Source organism: Malacoplasma penetrans HF-2 (genome assembly GCF_000011225.1).
Taxonomy (GTDB): domain Bacteria; phylum Bacillota_I; class Bacilli_A; order Mycoplasmatales; family Mycoplasmoidaceae; genus Malacoplasma; species Malacoplasma penetrans.
On sequence record NC_004432.1, the window covers coordinates 512,772 to 528,889 of the forward strand.

The window sequence follows — 16,118 nt, forward strand, 5'->3', positions numbered from 1 at the left end:
AGGAATAAATTATGAGTAATTCATTAGTAAAAACAATTGATGTAGTAACTAAATTTTTAAAAGACAAAAAAACTGATATTAGTTTAATTGATATTGAAAATAGAGTTTTAATTCTTAAAAAAATTAAAGAGTGAGTTATTAAGAATACAAATGATATAGTTTCAGCTTTAAAAAGTGATTTAAACAAAAGTGAAATTGAATCTTTAATTAGTGAAGTAAGTGTAGTTTTAAAACAAACAAATTATTATATTAAAAACCTACACAAATTTTATAAAAACAAAAAAGCAAAGAACATTCCTTTCTTAGGTTTGAAATCTAAAGGTTTTTATACATACAAACCAATGGGAACTGTTTTTATGATTAACCCATTTAACTATCCTTTCCAATTGGCTTTGATTCCATTAGTAACTGCAATTGCATCTGGTAATTTTGTCATTATGAAAAATTCTGAAAAAGCTAATAATACCAGTAGATTAATTTTAAAAATGATCCAAGAAATTAACATTAACAATTTAGTATGTTTTTTAGATGAAAAAGTTTCTAAAGATTTTATTTTTGATGTTATTGATAGTAAACCAGATTTAATCTTTTTCACAGGTTCTAAAAGTTTTGGATATGAACTTAAAAAACAAGCAATTGCTAATGAGATAAAAATTATTCTAGAACTAGGTTCAGCAAATCCAGTAATAGTAGATGAAACTGCAGATATTGAACTTGCAGCTAGAAGAATTGTTTGAGCAAAGTTAATGAATATGGGTCAAACTTGTGTTGCTCCAAACTCAATCTTTTGTGATGAAAAGATTCATGACAAATTAGTTGAAGCTATAAATGCTGAACTTACAACTCAATACAATACTAATAAATTTGATTTTGTAAAAATTGTAGATGTTCAACATTTGGTTAATGTTGCTAACATGGTTAAAAGCTTTACTGATATTGATCTAGAAAAAGATGAAGAGAACTTAAGAATTAAACCAACATTGATTCAAGTAGAAAATAATAATCAAATTTTATTTCAAGAGATTTTTGCTCCAGTTCTATTCATTACAAGTTTTAAAAATCTAACTGATTTTTGTGCGGACTATAAAGACAAGATTACAGATTGCTTAGCTTTATACTTGTTTTCAAACAATGAATACAATATCAAAAATGTATCTAACTCTTTCTCATATGGTGGAATGGGTGTAAATGAATTATTATTACAAGTTTCAAATATCTATTTACCATTTGGAGGAATTAAAACTAGTGGGATTGGTAAATACCATGGTAACTTTGGTTTAATGGAATTTAGTAATCTTGTATCTGTTTTAAGAGGTTCAAAAAAAGAAGTTAATTATAGATATTTTCACAAGATTTCAAAATATAAGAGTTTAATTAAGTTTTTAGTTAAAAGATAAACCAAAATATGAATAATAAAATTAACTGAGAAAAATTCTCTAAATGCATAATTACATATCCTTTTAAAAAATACAATATAGTTTACTTCCATGCATTTACTGGAAGTTATAAAAACAAAAGTATAATTGCTAATCAATTTGAAGATTGTAACTTTTATGCTTTTGATATGCCAGGACATGGTGATACTAAATTTGATAGTAATGAACAAATTTCAATTAACTACTTTTGTGAATTAGGAATTCAGTTCATATTAGATAATGACATTAACAACGTTATTTTATTTGGTCACTCAATGGGTGGGGGAATAGTTACAATGATAGCTAATCACCCTTTAATCAAAGATAGAGTTAAAAAAATAATTCTAGAATGTCCTGCAAGCTTAGCAAGTCTAGTAAATTATGAAACTGTGATTAAAAAACTAATTCCTGATTCATTAGAAGAAATGGAATTAATAGCAAATGAATTATTTTATGATCCCTTAAAATTTTTTGGGAATGATAAGAACTATCAAAAGTTTTTAAATCTTGAATTTGAAAGACTTAAAAACAAACAATATCTAAAAGTTATTTTAGATAAAGATAACCAAAAAGAAATGGGAAATAAAATCAACCAAGGAATAATAGCAAATGATAAAAAGGCATTATTAATCTTGGGTGAAGAAGATAAGATTATCCCAGCAAAAGAAAGTACTGAAATTTTTAAAGTTAATAGTAATTATCAAATTTCTATTATTAAAAATACTAAGCATGTTCCAATTGCTGAAAAAACAAATGAGCTATTAAAAACAATTAATTATTTTATTCAAGACTAAAATTCTATAAAATTAATCATGTAGATTATTTTATGGATTTTTTTATTTTATGAATAAAGACAATGTTGTATTAATTAATTTTAGAATAAGAGAAAAAACTAGGGAATCACTTATTCAATCACCAATTCATAAATCTCCACTATATCTAGATGAGTACCAACAATATTTAAAAAAGAAAGAAGAAGAAAAGATTAAATATGAGATGCTTAAAATAGGTGCTGAAAAGATTAACCCTAATAAATTCCAACCAAAATCTAGAAATTTAATTAGTAATTTCAAAAACAATGAAAATATTTAATTATAATTCTATTTTTTGTTATTTATTCAATAAATTTGTTTTTTTATTTTTTACATAATATAATATAGAAGTATCATGTAATTTATACATTTATCACTTTAAGTAGTATTGAGGATTATAGTTATGGCTAAAGAAATGGATTCAAATGTTCAAAATGAAACTGCTAGCAATGCTGAAGAACAAAGCAAAGTAGCAGCAGCAAACCAAGATGATAGTTTAAACTTTGAGTATGATAGTGAAGAGTTTAAGAAAAATCTAGAGTTATATTCAAAAATTATTGATAGAAGTGATGATATAGTTGCAACTATTTATAAATTCATGTATAAATTCATGAATAAAACATTAGACCCACCTACAAAGGCTGAAATTGATCTTTACCGTAAATCAATTATTATGGCTTTGAAAAAAGGGAACCATAAAAAATATGGATACCTATACAAAATCATTGCTAAAAATATTTATGATTACAAAGAACATGTAAGAGATCAAAGTCATAAAGCAAACAATCAAGTAATTATTAACCCAAACATCTTTGCGATTTCATGAGATGACTTACAAGCAAATATTAGAGACCGTTTAAGAAACACTGACTCTGATATGCTAACACCTGAAAACTTGGAAAAAGCTTATAAGGCAGAATTAGATAAAGTTAAAAAACTTTACAACAAATTAAAAGATATGGCAGACAACGGTGTTGAAGTTCCAAGTGATACATTGAATATGACTAGAAGTACAATGTTAAAATTAACAGACCTTGTAAATATATTCATGCTAGAAAACTTTGATGAATTACAACCAATGATGCAAGAAATTCAACTGTTTGAAAAACACCATACTTTTACAGACAGTGCAAACAATTCTATTTTTATAGATGCTAATTTTAAAAATATTACAAACTTATCAGCCCCAATTAAAGATGCTGATGCTGCAACAAAAAAATATGTTGATGAACAAATAGAAAAAGTTTTAATTCAACTTAATGCTAAATAATTAGATAACTTATAGTTAGGAGAATGTTAATGAATAACGATAAATTAAAAAATTTAAGTAATCAAGAAATTGAAAGAATTAAATTAGAAGCAGAAAAAACAAGACAACAAGTTGTTAATGTTATTACTAAGGTTTCAAGAGATTTAGCTGAGAGAGAAGATGTTCTAAAATTAGCTTTCCTTTGTGCAATGGCTGGAGAATCTATTTTCATGTTAGGACCACCTGGTATTGCAAAGTCATTAGTTTCAAGAAAAATTGCTGATATATTTAGAGAATCAAACACTTTTGAAGTTCTTATGAACCGTTATAGTACACCAGATGAAATTTTTGGACCTATTGATATCATTAGTTTAAAAGAAGGTAAATATGTAAGAAAAACTGAAGGTTATTTACCATCTGCTGAAATTGGTTTCCTTGATGAAATTTGAAAGGCATCTTCATCTATTCAAAATGCCTTACTGATGATTATTAATGAAAAAATCTTTATTAATGATGGTAAACCAGTTAGAGTTCCACTAGCTTTATTAATTGCAGCATCTAATGAGTTGCCTGAAAGAAATAAAGGGTTGGAAGCTCTTTGAGACCGTTTCATTATTAGAGTTGATATGAAACCAATTCAAGCTGAAGACAAACTTTTAAAATTAATTGATAACCCTGTTAACATCTTAGATCAACAAGAATTAACAGAAGATGAAAAGTTTGATTTATCTTACTTACAAAAAGTTGCTAAAAACACTTACCATGTAGAAATTCCTAAGAATGTTAAGAAATTCATTTCTTTATTAAGAAAGAAAATTAATGAATTCAATAACAAAGTTAGAGAAACTAACCAAAATCCAAATGACTTTGACTTAATCTATGTTTCTGACCGTAAATGAAAAAAGATTGGATCATTACTTAGAACTTCAGCTTACTTAAACGGTAGAATGTATGTTGATGTAACTGACTGTTTCATTTTAGAAAATGTTATTTGAAACAATACTACTCAAATTCCTGGAATTCAAAAAATGATTAATGATACAGCAGCTTCTATTGAATATGGTATTGATGGAAGATATTCATATGCTACTGAATCATTCAATAAAATAAGAGAAACAATTATTGATAACATTGCAATTCATGAAAAGAAAGCAAATGTAATTATCAAATCTTATCGTAACAAACAAAGTGTTTTCTATTACTTCATGGATGGAGAAAAGAACAAATACTTCTTCAAAAAAGAAGATATTGATAATATTCCTAAAAATGATAACTTTGAAATCATGGACTGAATGGTTAACTACTGTACTGCTGAAGAATTCAAAACAAGTACTCCACCTTCAAGACGTGCATTAATTAAATATGATGGAACAAACTTCTATGTTTATAAAGATGCAAATGAAAATGCTGAAAAGATCAAAATTTATACTAATTTTGAAGAAAAAGAAGTTGACCACTATAGATTAGTTAGACCAACAGTTGATTTCATTAAAGATATCAAAAATACAGCTACAACTCTAATTAATAGAATTAACTTAGATATTGATGGATTAAAAATATTAAGAGAAAAGAGATTTGATGGAGTAACAGCAAATAATATATTTGTTGAAAACAAAGATTTAGGTTTCTTAAAACATACAATTGAAGACTCTATCGAAAAACTTGAAGACATTGTTGATAAAACAAAAGACATGTTTGTTTACATCAAGTTAATCAACTATGGATTCACTACTAAAGATAAAGATAAAATTCTACCAACATTAAATAGTTAATTTATATTAACTATTTATTTTATTAATATAACAATTACCAAAATTGAGATTACTTAGGATGTGACTATGTTAAAACAAGCAAATATAATAACTGAATTAGTTAATCTTTTAGAAAACAGTCAAACAACTGCTTTAAAACTTTATAAATTTGTAAATGGTGAAGGAACTAATCCTACTAAACAAGAATTTGAGAAGTTTAGAAAAGAATTAATTAATTCAATTAAAAGAAAAAAAGAGAATGCATTACAATTATTTCCAATTATTAAATACTTTGAATCTAACAGATTGTCAGAAGAAGATTTACAAAATGATGGAACATTATTTACAGTGCCATCAGATGAAAAAATTGCAATTGCTTCTCCAATTGAAGTTTTAGAAGAATTTCCTCAACCAGAAGACTATGATTTAAGTATTCTATGAGATTTATCTTCAATTGAAGAAAGAGAAACTCAATTATTTAAAGCTGTTGAAAACTATTTTAATCTTGTAAAGGATGATGAAAACCTAAAGAAATTCATTAGAATGATTGGGACATTCATGCAAGAGAATTTAGAAATTGAAAAAAATGAAAAAGAATTGTTCTTAGAAAACATCCCTCAAGAAACTTTTGCTTTATATCAAAGTAGTGACTTAAATAACTTAATTCCTAATGAAATTGCACAATTAGATGATCCTGAATTAGAAATTATCTTTTTAAAAAATTTCATTGAACAAAAATTATTAACTTACCAATTGTGAGGAATTGAAAGAGAAATCCAAGAAGAATGAGTAATTAAACAAAGAGATATTGGTGAAAGAGGTCCTTTATTTATTTGTTTAGATACTTCAGGTTCAATGAGAAACATGAAAGAAGTACTTTCAAAAGCATTAACTTTAGTGTTTGTTAGAGAACTTGAAAAAATGGATATTAATGTTGTATTTATACCATTCTCTATGGAAGCTAAGTTCTATGATTTATATGACAGTAAGTTCAAATTAAAATCTGTAAAAATGAATTTAAGAAAATCATTCTATGGTGGATCAGATATTGAAAAGCTAGTTGATTTAATAGATTCAGTAATTTACAAGAAAAAATATGAAAGAGCAAACATTTTAATAATGTCTGACTTCATCTTTAAAAAACTTCCAAAAAAAGCTGTTAATAAACTTAAGAAGTTAAAACACAATGGTCACAAACTACACTCACTAACAATTAGTGATCAAATTTATAAAAACAATCTATTTGATATTTTTAATACTAACTGAAGATATACATTTAATTGAAAAACTGATGATGGTTCAATTGAAGAAGAATTTATTAATGAACTTTCAGAAGCTTCAACAATGAGTGCTGAAGTTATGAATACAATCCAGTCATTTGGTATTATTAACTTAATTAAGAGTCATGATAAAGCTGAAGAAAATGCTCAGAATTTAGCTGAAGCATTAAACAGAAAATTAAGAGGAGAAGATGTTGCAACTAGTCCTATTGTAAATAGTTCTACAACTGCTCCTGATGAAGATGATTTTGAATCAGCAGATAACTAAGTAATTTTATATTGTTAAAATCACAAGAATAATTTTATATATTCTTGTGATTTTTTACTCTATTTTTATTATCATTATATTACCTATTTTTTATCGGAGGAAAATATGAAAGTAGACTTAAGACAGCCACTTGTTTTAGAAAACAAACCATTAACAGTAGGACAAAAAGCACCAGACTTTTGTCTTGCTAAATTAGATAACTTTGCAATTTGCGATGTATCATTAGAAGATTTTGGAAAGAAGATTAAAATTATTTCTTGCTTCCCATCAATTGATACTGGGGTTTGTGATATGCAAACAAAAAAACTATTTAGTGAATATGGAAACAATGAAAAAATTGTTTTATTAAATGTAAGTTCAGATTCACTTTTTGCATTTAACAAATGATGTTTAGCAAATGAAGCACAAAATACAGTAATGCTTTCAGATTACAGAGATCACACATTTGCAAAAGCATATGGTGTAAATATTAAAGATGCTAATTTAATTTATCGTTCAATCTTCATTATTGATGAATTTAACTTTGTTAAATACATTCAACTATCTAAAGGTTTAACAGACGAATTAGATTTTGTTCAAATTAAACAAGCAGTAGAAAAAGTATTAGGAAACTAAATATAATATTTATGGTTAATGATAGTTGGTTGCTATAAGTTTCTTATAGAGGAAAGTCCATGCTAGCACTATCTGAGATGATAGTAGTGTTTGTTGCAGGTATATAAAAAATAAAACCTGGAAGATTTACTCTTACGACACAACAAAACCTAAAATGGTTGCATTATGGTTGAGTTGTATAAAGTGCCACAGAGACGAGCAAAGAAGAAATTCTTGATATGAAACGCGGTAAACTCCACAAGCTAGAAACCTAAATTTGGTAAGGGAACTGGTTATAAAAGAATTCAATTTTATAAACGGAAGAATGTATGTTCTTAGATAAATAACCAACGTCTAGATAATAGATACAGAACATGGCTTATTTCATTGACTTAGTATAGGGATTATCTCCCTATACTTTTTTTATTTCTTCTTTAGAAAAAAATTAGGTAAAATATACTTATAAACTATAATTTTTTATATATTTAATATATTCAAATTTTCAAGATTTTATATAATTGTTAATTATTTTAAACAGTTGTTTATTAGGTTAAAAGTTATTAGATTATGTTAGTAAAAAGTAAATTAAGAAAAATTATCTCATTAAGTGTTGTATCTTCTACTACTCTAATTTCAGGGTCTGCTATTTTAGGTGTTTATTCTTCGAGTTTAAATACTAATTATAATGGTGGTAACAATGTTTCAAAAGATACAAGTGATACAAGTACAGAAACATTTTTAGACCAACAGTTATCTTCATTAGAAATTCCTTCAAGCTATTATTCTATTGATGCAAATCAATATTATAACAGTTTGAATTTATCTACTTTAATTTCTGATTATAGTAATAGTTTAAGAAAAGAAACTGTAGCTAACCTTATTAATAAGATTAAAGAAAAAAATACAACTTTTTCAACTTCAGATTTAAATAAGGATATTTTATATTTTTTAAAAAACATTTATAACAAACTAAATGGTAAAGTTTCTCTTGTAATTGAAAAGAGTGATTTTAGTGCAACAGATTCTACAGTTTCATTTGAATACTTAGTTAAGCTAACAAACAATAGTAGCACTACTACTTCATTTAATATTAATAATCAAAGTTTTTATATTCCAGCTGGTAAATCTAAAACTTTAGAAATTAAAGCAGATAATCAAAACTTCTATTTTGGAATTACTAAAAACTATAATAATTATTATTTAAATTGAAACACTAATGTAACTTTTAAATTTGATGACCAAGAATATTTATTTGAAAGTTTTTCATTTACAAACAATGATTATTCAATTGCTATTCAAACTTCAGTTAATGGAATAACTTCTTCTAATAGCTACAAAGAAATTTCTACACAAGAAGCATATTTTAATAATCTATCTGAAGATAGTTTAAAAACAAATATAGATTCTTATTTATCTAGTAACTTAGAGTTATCTTTAAGCATGTTAGGTTATTTAACACCTATTGTTGCTGATTTAAACACAAATACAAACCTAAATGCATTATTAACTAAACAAAGTGAAAATATAGCTAAGTTAGTTCTTAAATTACTTGCAATCGAAGAAACTAATGCAAATTACAATTCATATGTAAAATTATTTTCTGATTTATTAGGAAGCACAGATTCATTATTAACTGTAATTGGAAATAACAATATTGCTATTTCTAATTTAATAGCACTATTAATTGATGACCCTACAATTTCAAGTGATGTAATTTATACATATATTAAAAATATTAATGGTAATTTAAGTGATGAACAATTAGTAGAACAAAAAGAATCTATTAAAGGTTTAATTTCATTCTTTGTAACTTCAATGGGTTCTTCTAGTACTATTGATTTAAACTTTGTTAATAAATTAATTGAAACAGTATTTAATAAATCTACAACTACACTTTCTTTAGTTTCTTATTTATTTACTAATAGTGCAGATGATTTAATCAATATGCTTACAACTAATGAAAGCACAAAGCAAACTTATCAAATGTATTTTAAATTTGTTGGTTTATTAGTTAATGATCCTACTAAATTAATATTTGATCAATTATTGTCATCTGAAGGTAAACAATTATTATCAGATATTTTAAACTCAATGATGGGGATGAATGCTGTTCAAGGGGATAATAGTAATTCTTTAATATTATCTTTAGTACAACAAATTGTAAGTCCTTCTAATAGCAATTTAAACCCTAGTAATTTACAAACTTTATTAACTGATTTAGTTGTTCCATTATTAAAATTTTTAAGTGATAGTAATAACTACACATTAAATAAAACATTTAATAGTATTTCATACAATCAAGAAGCTAAAAAGGTTTCATATAATTATGAAATTAAATTTGAGTTTAAAAATAATTTCTCATTTAATATCAATTCAGTTTTAAACATTTTGCCAGATAGTTTAAAAATGGGTTCAACATCAGTTCCTAAATCAATTTTAGAATACATGTTGAAACAAGATAATAAAGCAATGCAAATGACTATTACAAGTGGTGATAAGATTGTATTTACTTTCACTGGTAATAATGAACAAATTAATTTAAGTCCTGTTTCAAGCAATGGTAGCTATATTGCTAACTTTAATATCATGTATAAATTAGTAATGAGATTTGATATGCCAGGGTTATTTAACTCTATTACATCATTCTATAAAACTGGTACATGACATAGCATTGGTAATTCTATTGTTAATGTATTAAAAGACTTTTTAAAATATTTTTTAATTAGAGATTATGAATTCTATGGAATGATATCTATTAAAGATTCTTCTACTATAATTTCTGATTATGATCCAAATGTTTATTTTGAAAATAATTACTTCAGTTGAAAACAACCTGAAAGTTCTTTCTTCACAGAATTAAAAAATAATATTACTTCAGTTGATAGTAATTCATATTCATTAAAATTAAATAACTATAATACATGGGGACAATCATCACCTAAATATGAAACTGTAACTGGAAGTAAACCAGTAATCTCTGATGAATACCAAAAAACAATTCAAGAAAAAGTAATGGAATATTATTCAGATATAACACCTATTATTAAAATAACTCCAGAAGTTAATTCAAATATGCCAATAAAATTTATAGGTATTAATTTAAGTAGTATTCAAATTACTTTAGTTAAAATTCAAGTATGATTCCCATACAGTGTAATAGATAAATCAGATCCAAGTAATTTATCATTCTCAAATTACTTTAGTGTTGAAATTAACTTAAGCTAATATATGAAACAAAAGAGAATAATTGTTAGATTATTCTCTTTTGTTATTTTCTAAATATATTAAATAAATTATGTATTATATCGAATTTTTTTCTTGAGTCAATAGAGAGTAATATTTAAATACAAACTTTTATTATACATTAATATTTTATATTTGATTTAATTTTTTTATAAATTATAATTAAATGTATATTGGTTAAAAAGGTAATTTACATGAAATTTAAAAATTTATTAGTATCAGAAGATAACCAACTAGTTTTAAGTGATTATGGTTTAACTGAAGATGAAGTTGAGGTTCTAGACCTTAACAAATCTTTAGCAGATGTTGTGGAAGATCAAGAACTTCAACAATTTATTGTTGAAAGTTCTATTGATCCACAAAAAATTTACATTTATTGTGTAAAAGAAGATTTTGGGAATAATGATCAATTATTAGAAGATATTCCTAACATTAAAGTACTTGGGAAGGCACTTAAAAAATTATTTAAGAAATTACCTAATATTTACTTCTTTGTATATAATGTTTATTTAAAAAATGAAGATGTTATCAACCCTGAATTAGCTCCATTAGAAGCATCAGAAGTTGAAGCTAATGAAGTTAGTTATGAACCAGTTACTGAAGAAGAAATGGTTTATGAAGAACAACCTGTAGCAGAAGAAGAATATGAAGTAGTAAATGAAGATTTACCACAATATGAAGAAGTAGCTGCTTCTAATGAAGAATTCTTACCTCAAGAAGAAGCTATTGTTTCTAATGAAAACTTACCATCACAAGAAGAAGTACTAGTTTTTAATGATGATCTACCACCATATGAAGAAGCAGTTGTTTCTAATGAAGACTTGCCAATGCAAGAAGAAGTAGTTAATGAACTACCTGAAAATGACCAACTACCAGATTATCCTCAACAAGACAATGTTGAAGTTGTAGGTCCAGAATCATTTGATGATTCAGTAACAAATTTTGTTTCTGAAGATGGAATGAATCAACCTGAATATGTTCAAGATGAAGATAAACTAGCAGTTGAAACTGTAGGTGAAGCAATTGAAGCTTATGAAGAAGTTCAACCAGAAGAAGTTGTTGAATCTAATGAACTTCCAGTTGAAGAAAAAGATTTCAACCTAGAACAACAAGAAGCTTATGCACAATCTTTTGATGCAGAAGAACTTGAAAGCATTGTTGATGATGGTATGGATGACTGAGCTAACAGTGATGATGAACAAGTAAAACAATACATTTTAGAAAACAATGATATTCAAGCAGAATCAACTGAACCTGCTGAATTATTTAATGAACCTGAAATGTTATTAGATCAAAGTCTTCCAACAAATGAAGTTGCAATTTCAGATTCAATTGAAGAAGTAGCTGCTGAAAATAACTTAGCTCAAGAAACTGGTGAATCAACAGTTGTATATGATGATGGTGAATCAAGTCTTGAAATGCCAGCAACTTTCTTTGACACTGAAAATGAAGAAGAAATCACATATGAAGATTACAATGAATTTGTAAATGACTATGAATTAAATATTCATGCTTTAAAATCTATTTATGATTTCATTTGAAGAATTCTTGTACTAAACAACTACAACCTAAAATTAAATGACTTATTATACATTGCAGTTAATAACTTAGATGCATTCTCAATTGGACAAAGTGATTTTGTTAGACAAACTGCAAACAAAGCTGAATCATTATTTGATTTAATCTTACAATTGGATATTAAATTAGAATTTAATAACTCATTATTCTACATTTATTTAGCTGAATTCTTTAAAATTAATGGAAACAAGATTGTTGTTAATGAAAAATTCTTGGATACAATTTCTATTTGAGTAAACAAAAATTCAAAAGAAAAATTCATTGCTCAAATTGAACAATTCATGAACTACAGTACAATTTACAATAAAAAAATTGTATTCTCATACTTTATTGAATTAGCAAACTATGTAAAAGGTCGTTTACCTTCAATCAACTCAAACATTACTTTAATTGATGTTCACAGATTGTTAAACAACCCATACAACAAAGTAAGAAAAGAAAACATCTTTGGTTTCATGGTTCAAAAAATTAACCAAATTCTTGAAGCTAATGGTGTAGTTATTGAAATGTACTTAGTTAAAACTCCTGATAGTATGTTTGGAGTTGAAATTAACCAACCTTCAGAATTAGCAAGTGAAAGTTGAAAAACTCAATTAGCACTTCTATACAAAAAATTAATTCAAAATATTCATGATTACATCTTATTAAAAGGTAATAGAGAAGTTGAAATCTTCAATATCTTCTTAGATATTAGAGACTTAAGAATGTACCAAGATGTAGCAGAAAATAGAAATGTATTATCACCTGAAACTATTAGTGTTGCACCTAATAACAATGATGTAAACTTCTTAACAATTGGTGATGAATTAAGTAGAAATGATTCTATTGTTCCATCTCAAAATAACAATGGAAATCAATACAGTTATATCAACCCAACAAACTATGTTCAAAATTTAGAAAGAGGAATTCCAATGGAAAGAAAATTTGGTAATTTAAATAATAATGTTGTAAACAACACATCTGACAACTTAATGTTCCCTAATGAAACTACAGTAAACACAAGTAGTGAAGATGCTTTAAGAGAAAAATATGCATCAAAATTCAATGTAGCTGAATTTGAAAGCTCAATGTCTAGACGTATTGAAGAATACGAAAGAAAAATTAAAAACAATATTTCCAGAATTGAAGCTGAAAGAAAACAGCTAAGGGAAAAAATGGAAGAATTAAAGAACATTTAATTTAAGTTAAATTTTCTTATGGTTAATACTCGAAAACAAGAACTGCTAGATAAAAAACAAGCTAGTAGAAGACGCAGAATCAAAAAAGAGTTAAGAGAATTAAATCCCTATGTAACTAGAAAAGTGATCTTTTAAAATCACTTTTTTTATTGGAAGTATTTAATAAAAACTAAAATGAAAAGATTGAATTTTAAATAATTCAATCTTTTTTATTTCTTCTTTTTAATAAGTGGTAGTTGTTATAAAAGTTATTTCAAAATAGATTGTGAGCTTTAGATTTGTATTATTGAATAGATAATGAAGTTACTAAACTAATTTATCTATTTGATTTAATAAGCATATTAATATCACTAACTTAGTTACAAAAAATGAAAATGAGATGAATATGTATAAATATTTATTACTAATTAAAAGTATGTTATTTACACGGTTAATATAGAAGCAAAAAACCTAGTCTCATAAAGGACTAGGTTTTTATACTTTTAATATTTCTTTATAGTAGTTTAAGAAGATCAACTTAATGATTCTTTGATATTCTTGCTTGTTGTTTAAAGTCTTTTTAAACACTGCTAAGTTTTTATTAACATCTTTAATAAGATATTTAACTTTTTCATTATCCATTTTCTCTAGAAATTTTTTTAAAGAAAAAATTGAACCTGAAACATTTGTAGAGATAATATCTATTTCTTTCTTTTCAATAGGGAAATCAAATAAATCTTTTTTAAGTGAGAATCTTTTATTGTTTTTATCATCCCTAATTTTAATTATTGTTTTATTATGAGCAACTGCATTTCTTAATATTATTAAAAACTTTATTAAGTTAGAAAAGATTCCAATTGGGAAACCTAAGTGGTAAGCAATTTTGTTTCTTATGCTTGAATTAAAAGCTAGCATTAGATTTACAAATTCTCCAAAGGTTAAAGAAAAGATTAATTCATCAATAGAAACATTTGTTAAGTTTTTTCTAACTAATATATCATATGGGTTTTTACCTTGGATGTTTTTATCATAGTGGTCTAAATCAATTAAATAAGAAGCAGAATCAGTTAAATATTTTTCTTTATAAATAAAAATGAAATTAGATTTTAATTCTCTTTCTATTTTTAAGATTCATGGGAATATAGTGTTTTTTAAATTGATATCTAATCAGTATAAACAAATCTTAGTATTGAAACTATTGTGGTTATCTTTAAAGATTCAATTTAAATCATTTTCTATTTTCCAAATATTATGCTTTGTATCAATTTTATTTGGGTTATATTTTTTCTTTTTAAATTTCAATATTTTTATATTCATATTAAATAAAGTACCACTTAATAAAAAACCCCTGAGATTATTTTTCAATAATTACTCAGGAACTACTCTTTAATAATAAGTTATTTTTTAAAAAATTCCACTATTTTCAACTTATTGAAAAAAATTAGTGAGTATTAGTTTTTTTAGCGAAAGCTTTTCTTTCTTCTCCTTTTATTAATCTAACAATGTTTTCTTTGTGACGATAAATTACTAAAACTGCAGTTAATAGTTCTAATAAAAAAGTTACTAATATATATCATCAATTAAGTGAATAATTAAAAATAGCAGCGATTTCAAAAGGTCTATTAAATGGAGGGATTGGATTAATATTTGCTTGTGCAACATCTAACATATAAAAATAATTTAAATGAGGAATTAGTGATCAAATTGGTAAAAGGAAAACAGTTACAATTGATGCTAATGAAACATATTTAGAAATTAAACAAATTGATCAGAAAAGAACAAAACAAATAAAGAACATTCAAGGACTAATACTTGCAGCAAATCCAGCTGCACTTGAAACTCCTTTACCACCTGAATATTTTTTTGCTTCTTCAAAATTAAACTTAGTTTTAAATAAAGTATAAAAATAAAAACAAGGGAAACAATGTCCAATAATTGCAGCAAATCCACCAAGATAAATAATTACACCTGCATTTGCATAAGCTGATTCATCACCAATTGAATATCTTAAAGCTTTATATATTAATAGACAAACAAATGTAGAAAATCAAGATTTGAAAAAATCTAAGACCATTACAATTGCCCCACTTATTCTTCCTAAATTTCTTGTGACATTAGTAGCTCCTACATTTCCAGAACCTAAAGTTCTAATGTCTACACCTTGAGATTTAGAAATCAAAATTCCAAATAATATATTCCCAATAAAATATCCTATAAATAAAAACAAGATAATAATTCCAATTAAATTTCCTATATTCATAGAGATCCTATTAATTTTTTGATTTATGAATTATATTTTATTTTATATTTTGAAATCCAAGCAAAAATAATAAAATAAAAAACCAAACTCATAATCAAGTTTGGTTTTGTTATAAACTAAAAATAACTTAGATAATTATTTAGGGCTGTTTTGACCATAAACTTTAGCAGGTTTTGAGTAGTCAACTTTAACCACTTTATTATTTTTCTTTAGACCCTTTAAAGTTCTTGCAGTAACTTTCACTTCCACTATATTATTATTTTCATCATAGATTTTAACTTTTTGTAAGTTTAAATCTCATCTTCTTCTACTGTGGTTTAATGCGTGTGAACGAGTATTACCAGTCATTGCCCTTTTTTTAGTTATTTGATCTACTTTTGCCATAATTTATTCCTAATATAATAATCTTTAAAGTTTTCATTTAAGTAATAAAAAACTACAAATAACATTATATAATAAATAATGATTTTTTAAATATTTTATTAGATAAAAATTTTGATGTTTGAAAACT

12 protein-coding genes and 1 other RNA gene are annotated in these 16,118 nt (G+C 25.3%); 10 read left to right on the forward strand and 3 right to left on the reverse strand.

Features of this window, described 5'->3' with window-relative positions:
- Window positions 1–11: 11 nt before the first annotated feature.
- The 10 genes from MYPE_RS02070 (at window position 12) to MYPE_RS02110 (ending at window position 13,368) form a co-directional block, all read left to right on the forward strand.
- A complete protein-coding gene (locus MYPE_RS02070) occupies window positions 12–1,397 on the forward strand; it encodes an aldehyde dehydrogenase family protein (RefSeq protein ID WP_011077217.1) in 1,386 nt (461 codons plus the stop codon).
- A gap of 8 nt (window positions 1,398–1,405) precedes the next feature.
- Window positions 1,406–2,209, forward strand: coding sequence for an alpha/beta fold hydrolase (locus MYPE_RS02075; protein WP_011077218.1), 804 nt, complete (start codon window positions 1,406–1,408; stop codon window positions 2,207–2,209).
- A 49-nt stretch (window positions 2,210–2,258) separates the two neighbouring features.
- Complete coding sequence (locus tag MYPE_RS02080; RefSeq protein WP_011077219.1) at window positions 2,259–2,507, forward strand: hypothetical protein; 249 nt, start codon at window positions 2,259–2,261, stop codon at window positions 2,505–2,507.
- 123 nt (window positions 2,508–2,630) lie between these two features.
- Window positions 2,631–3,497 (forward strand): hypothetical protein, encoded by an 867-nt coding sequence (locus tag MYPE_RS02085; protein WP_193761081.1) that lies wholly within the window; start codon window positions 2,631–2,633, stop codon window positions 3,495–3,497.
- Window positions 3,498–3,526: 29 nt separating this feature from the next.
- Window positions 3,527–5,248, forward strand: a complete 1,722-nt coding sequence (locus MYPE_RS05395) for an AAA family ATPase (RefSeq protein ID WP_129374378.1) — start codon at window positions 3,527–3,529, stop codon at window positions 5,246–5,248.
- 66 nt (window positions 5,249–5,314) lie between these two features.
- Window positions 5,315–6,775, forward strand: coding sequence for a VWA domain-containing protein (locus MYPE_RS02095; RefSeq protein ID WP_152023090.1), 1,461 nt, complete (start codon window positions 5,315–5,317; stop codon window positions 6,773–6,775).
- 105 nt (window positions 6,776–6,880) lie between these two features.
- Window positions 6,881–7,390 (forward strand): thiol peroxidase, encoded by a 510-nt coding sequence (gene tpx, locus MYPE_RS02100; protein ID WP_011077223.1) that lies wholly within the window; start codon window positions 6,881–6,883, stop codon window positions 7,388–7,390.
- 17 nt (window positions 7,391–7,407) lie between these two features.
- Window positions 7,408–7,755, forward strand: an RNA gene (gene rnpB / locus MYPE_RS05525) — RNase P RNA component class B.
- Between the two features lie 181 nt (window positions 7,756–7,936).
- On the forward strand, window positions 7,937–10,594 hold the full coding sequence (locus MYPE_RS02105; protein ID WP_011077225.1) for a P116 family lipid acquisition surface protein: 2,658 nt from the start codon (window positions 7,937–7,939) through the stop codon (window positions 10,592–10,594).
- Between the two features lie 212 nt (window positions 10,595–10,806).
- A complete protein-coding gene (locus tag MYPE_RS02110) occupies window positions 10,807–13,368 on the forward strand; it encodes a hypothetical protein (RefSeq protein WP_044891244.1) in 2,562 nt (853 codons plus the stop codon).
- A 474-nt stretch (window positions 13,369–13,842) separates the two neighbouring features.
- Here MYPE_RS02110 and MYPE_RS02115 read toward each other — a convergent pair whose 3' ends face one another.
- The 3 genes from MYPE_RS02115 to rpmB all read right to left on the reverse strand — a co-directional run bounded on the left by MYPE_RS02115 (window position 13,843) and on the right by rpmB (window position 15,991).
- On the reverse strand, window positions 13,843–14,664 hold the full coding sequence (locus MYPE_RS02115; protein WP_229502226.1) for an Abi family protein: 822 nt from the start codon (window positions 14,662–14,664) through the stop codon (window positions 13,843–13,845).
- A 124-nt stretch (window positions 14,665–14,788) separates the two neighbouring features.
- Complete coding sequence (gene plsY / locus MYPE_RS02120) at window positions 14,789–15,607, reverse strand: glycerol-3-phosphate 1-O-acyltransferase PlsY (RefSeq protein ID WP_011077228.1); 819 nt, start codon at window positions 15,605–15,607, stop codon at window positions 14,789–14,791.
- 135 nt (window positions 15,608–15,742) lie between these two features.
- Window positions 15,743–15,991 (reverse strand): 50S ribosomal protein L28, encoded by a 249-nt coding sequence (gene rpmB, locus MYPE_RS02125; protein ID WP_011077229.1) that lies wholly within the window; start codon window positions 15,989–15,991, stop codon window positions 15,743–15,745.
- Between the last annotated feature and the right edge of the window lie 127 nt (window positions 15,992–16,118).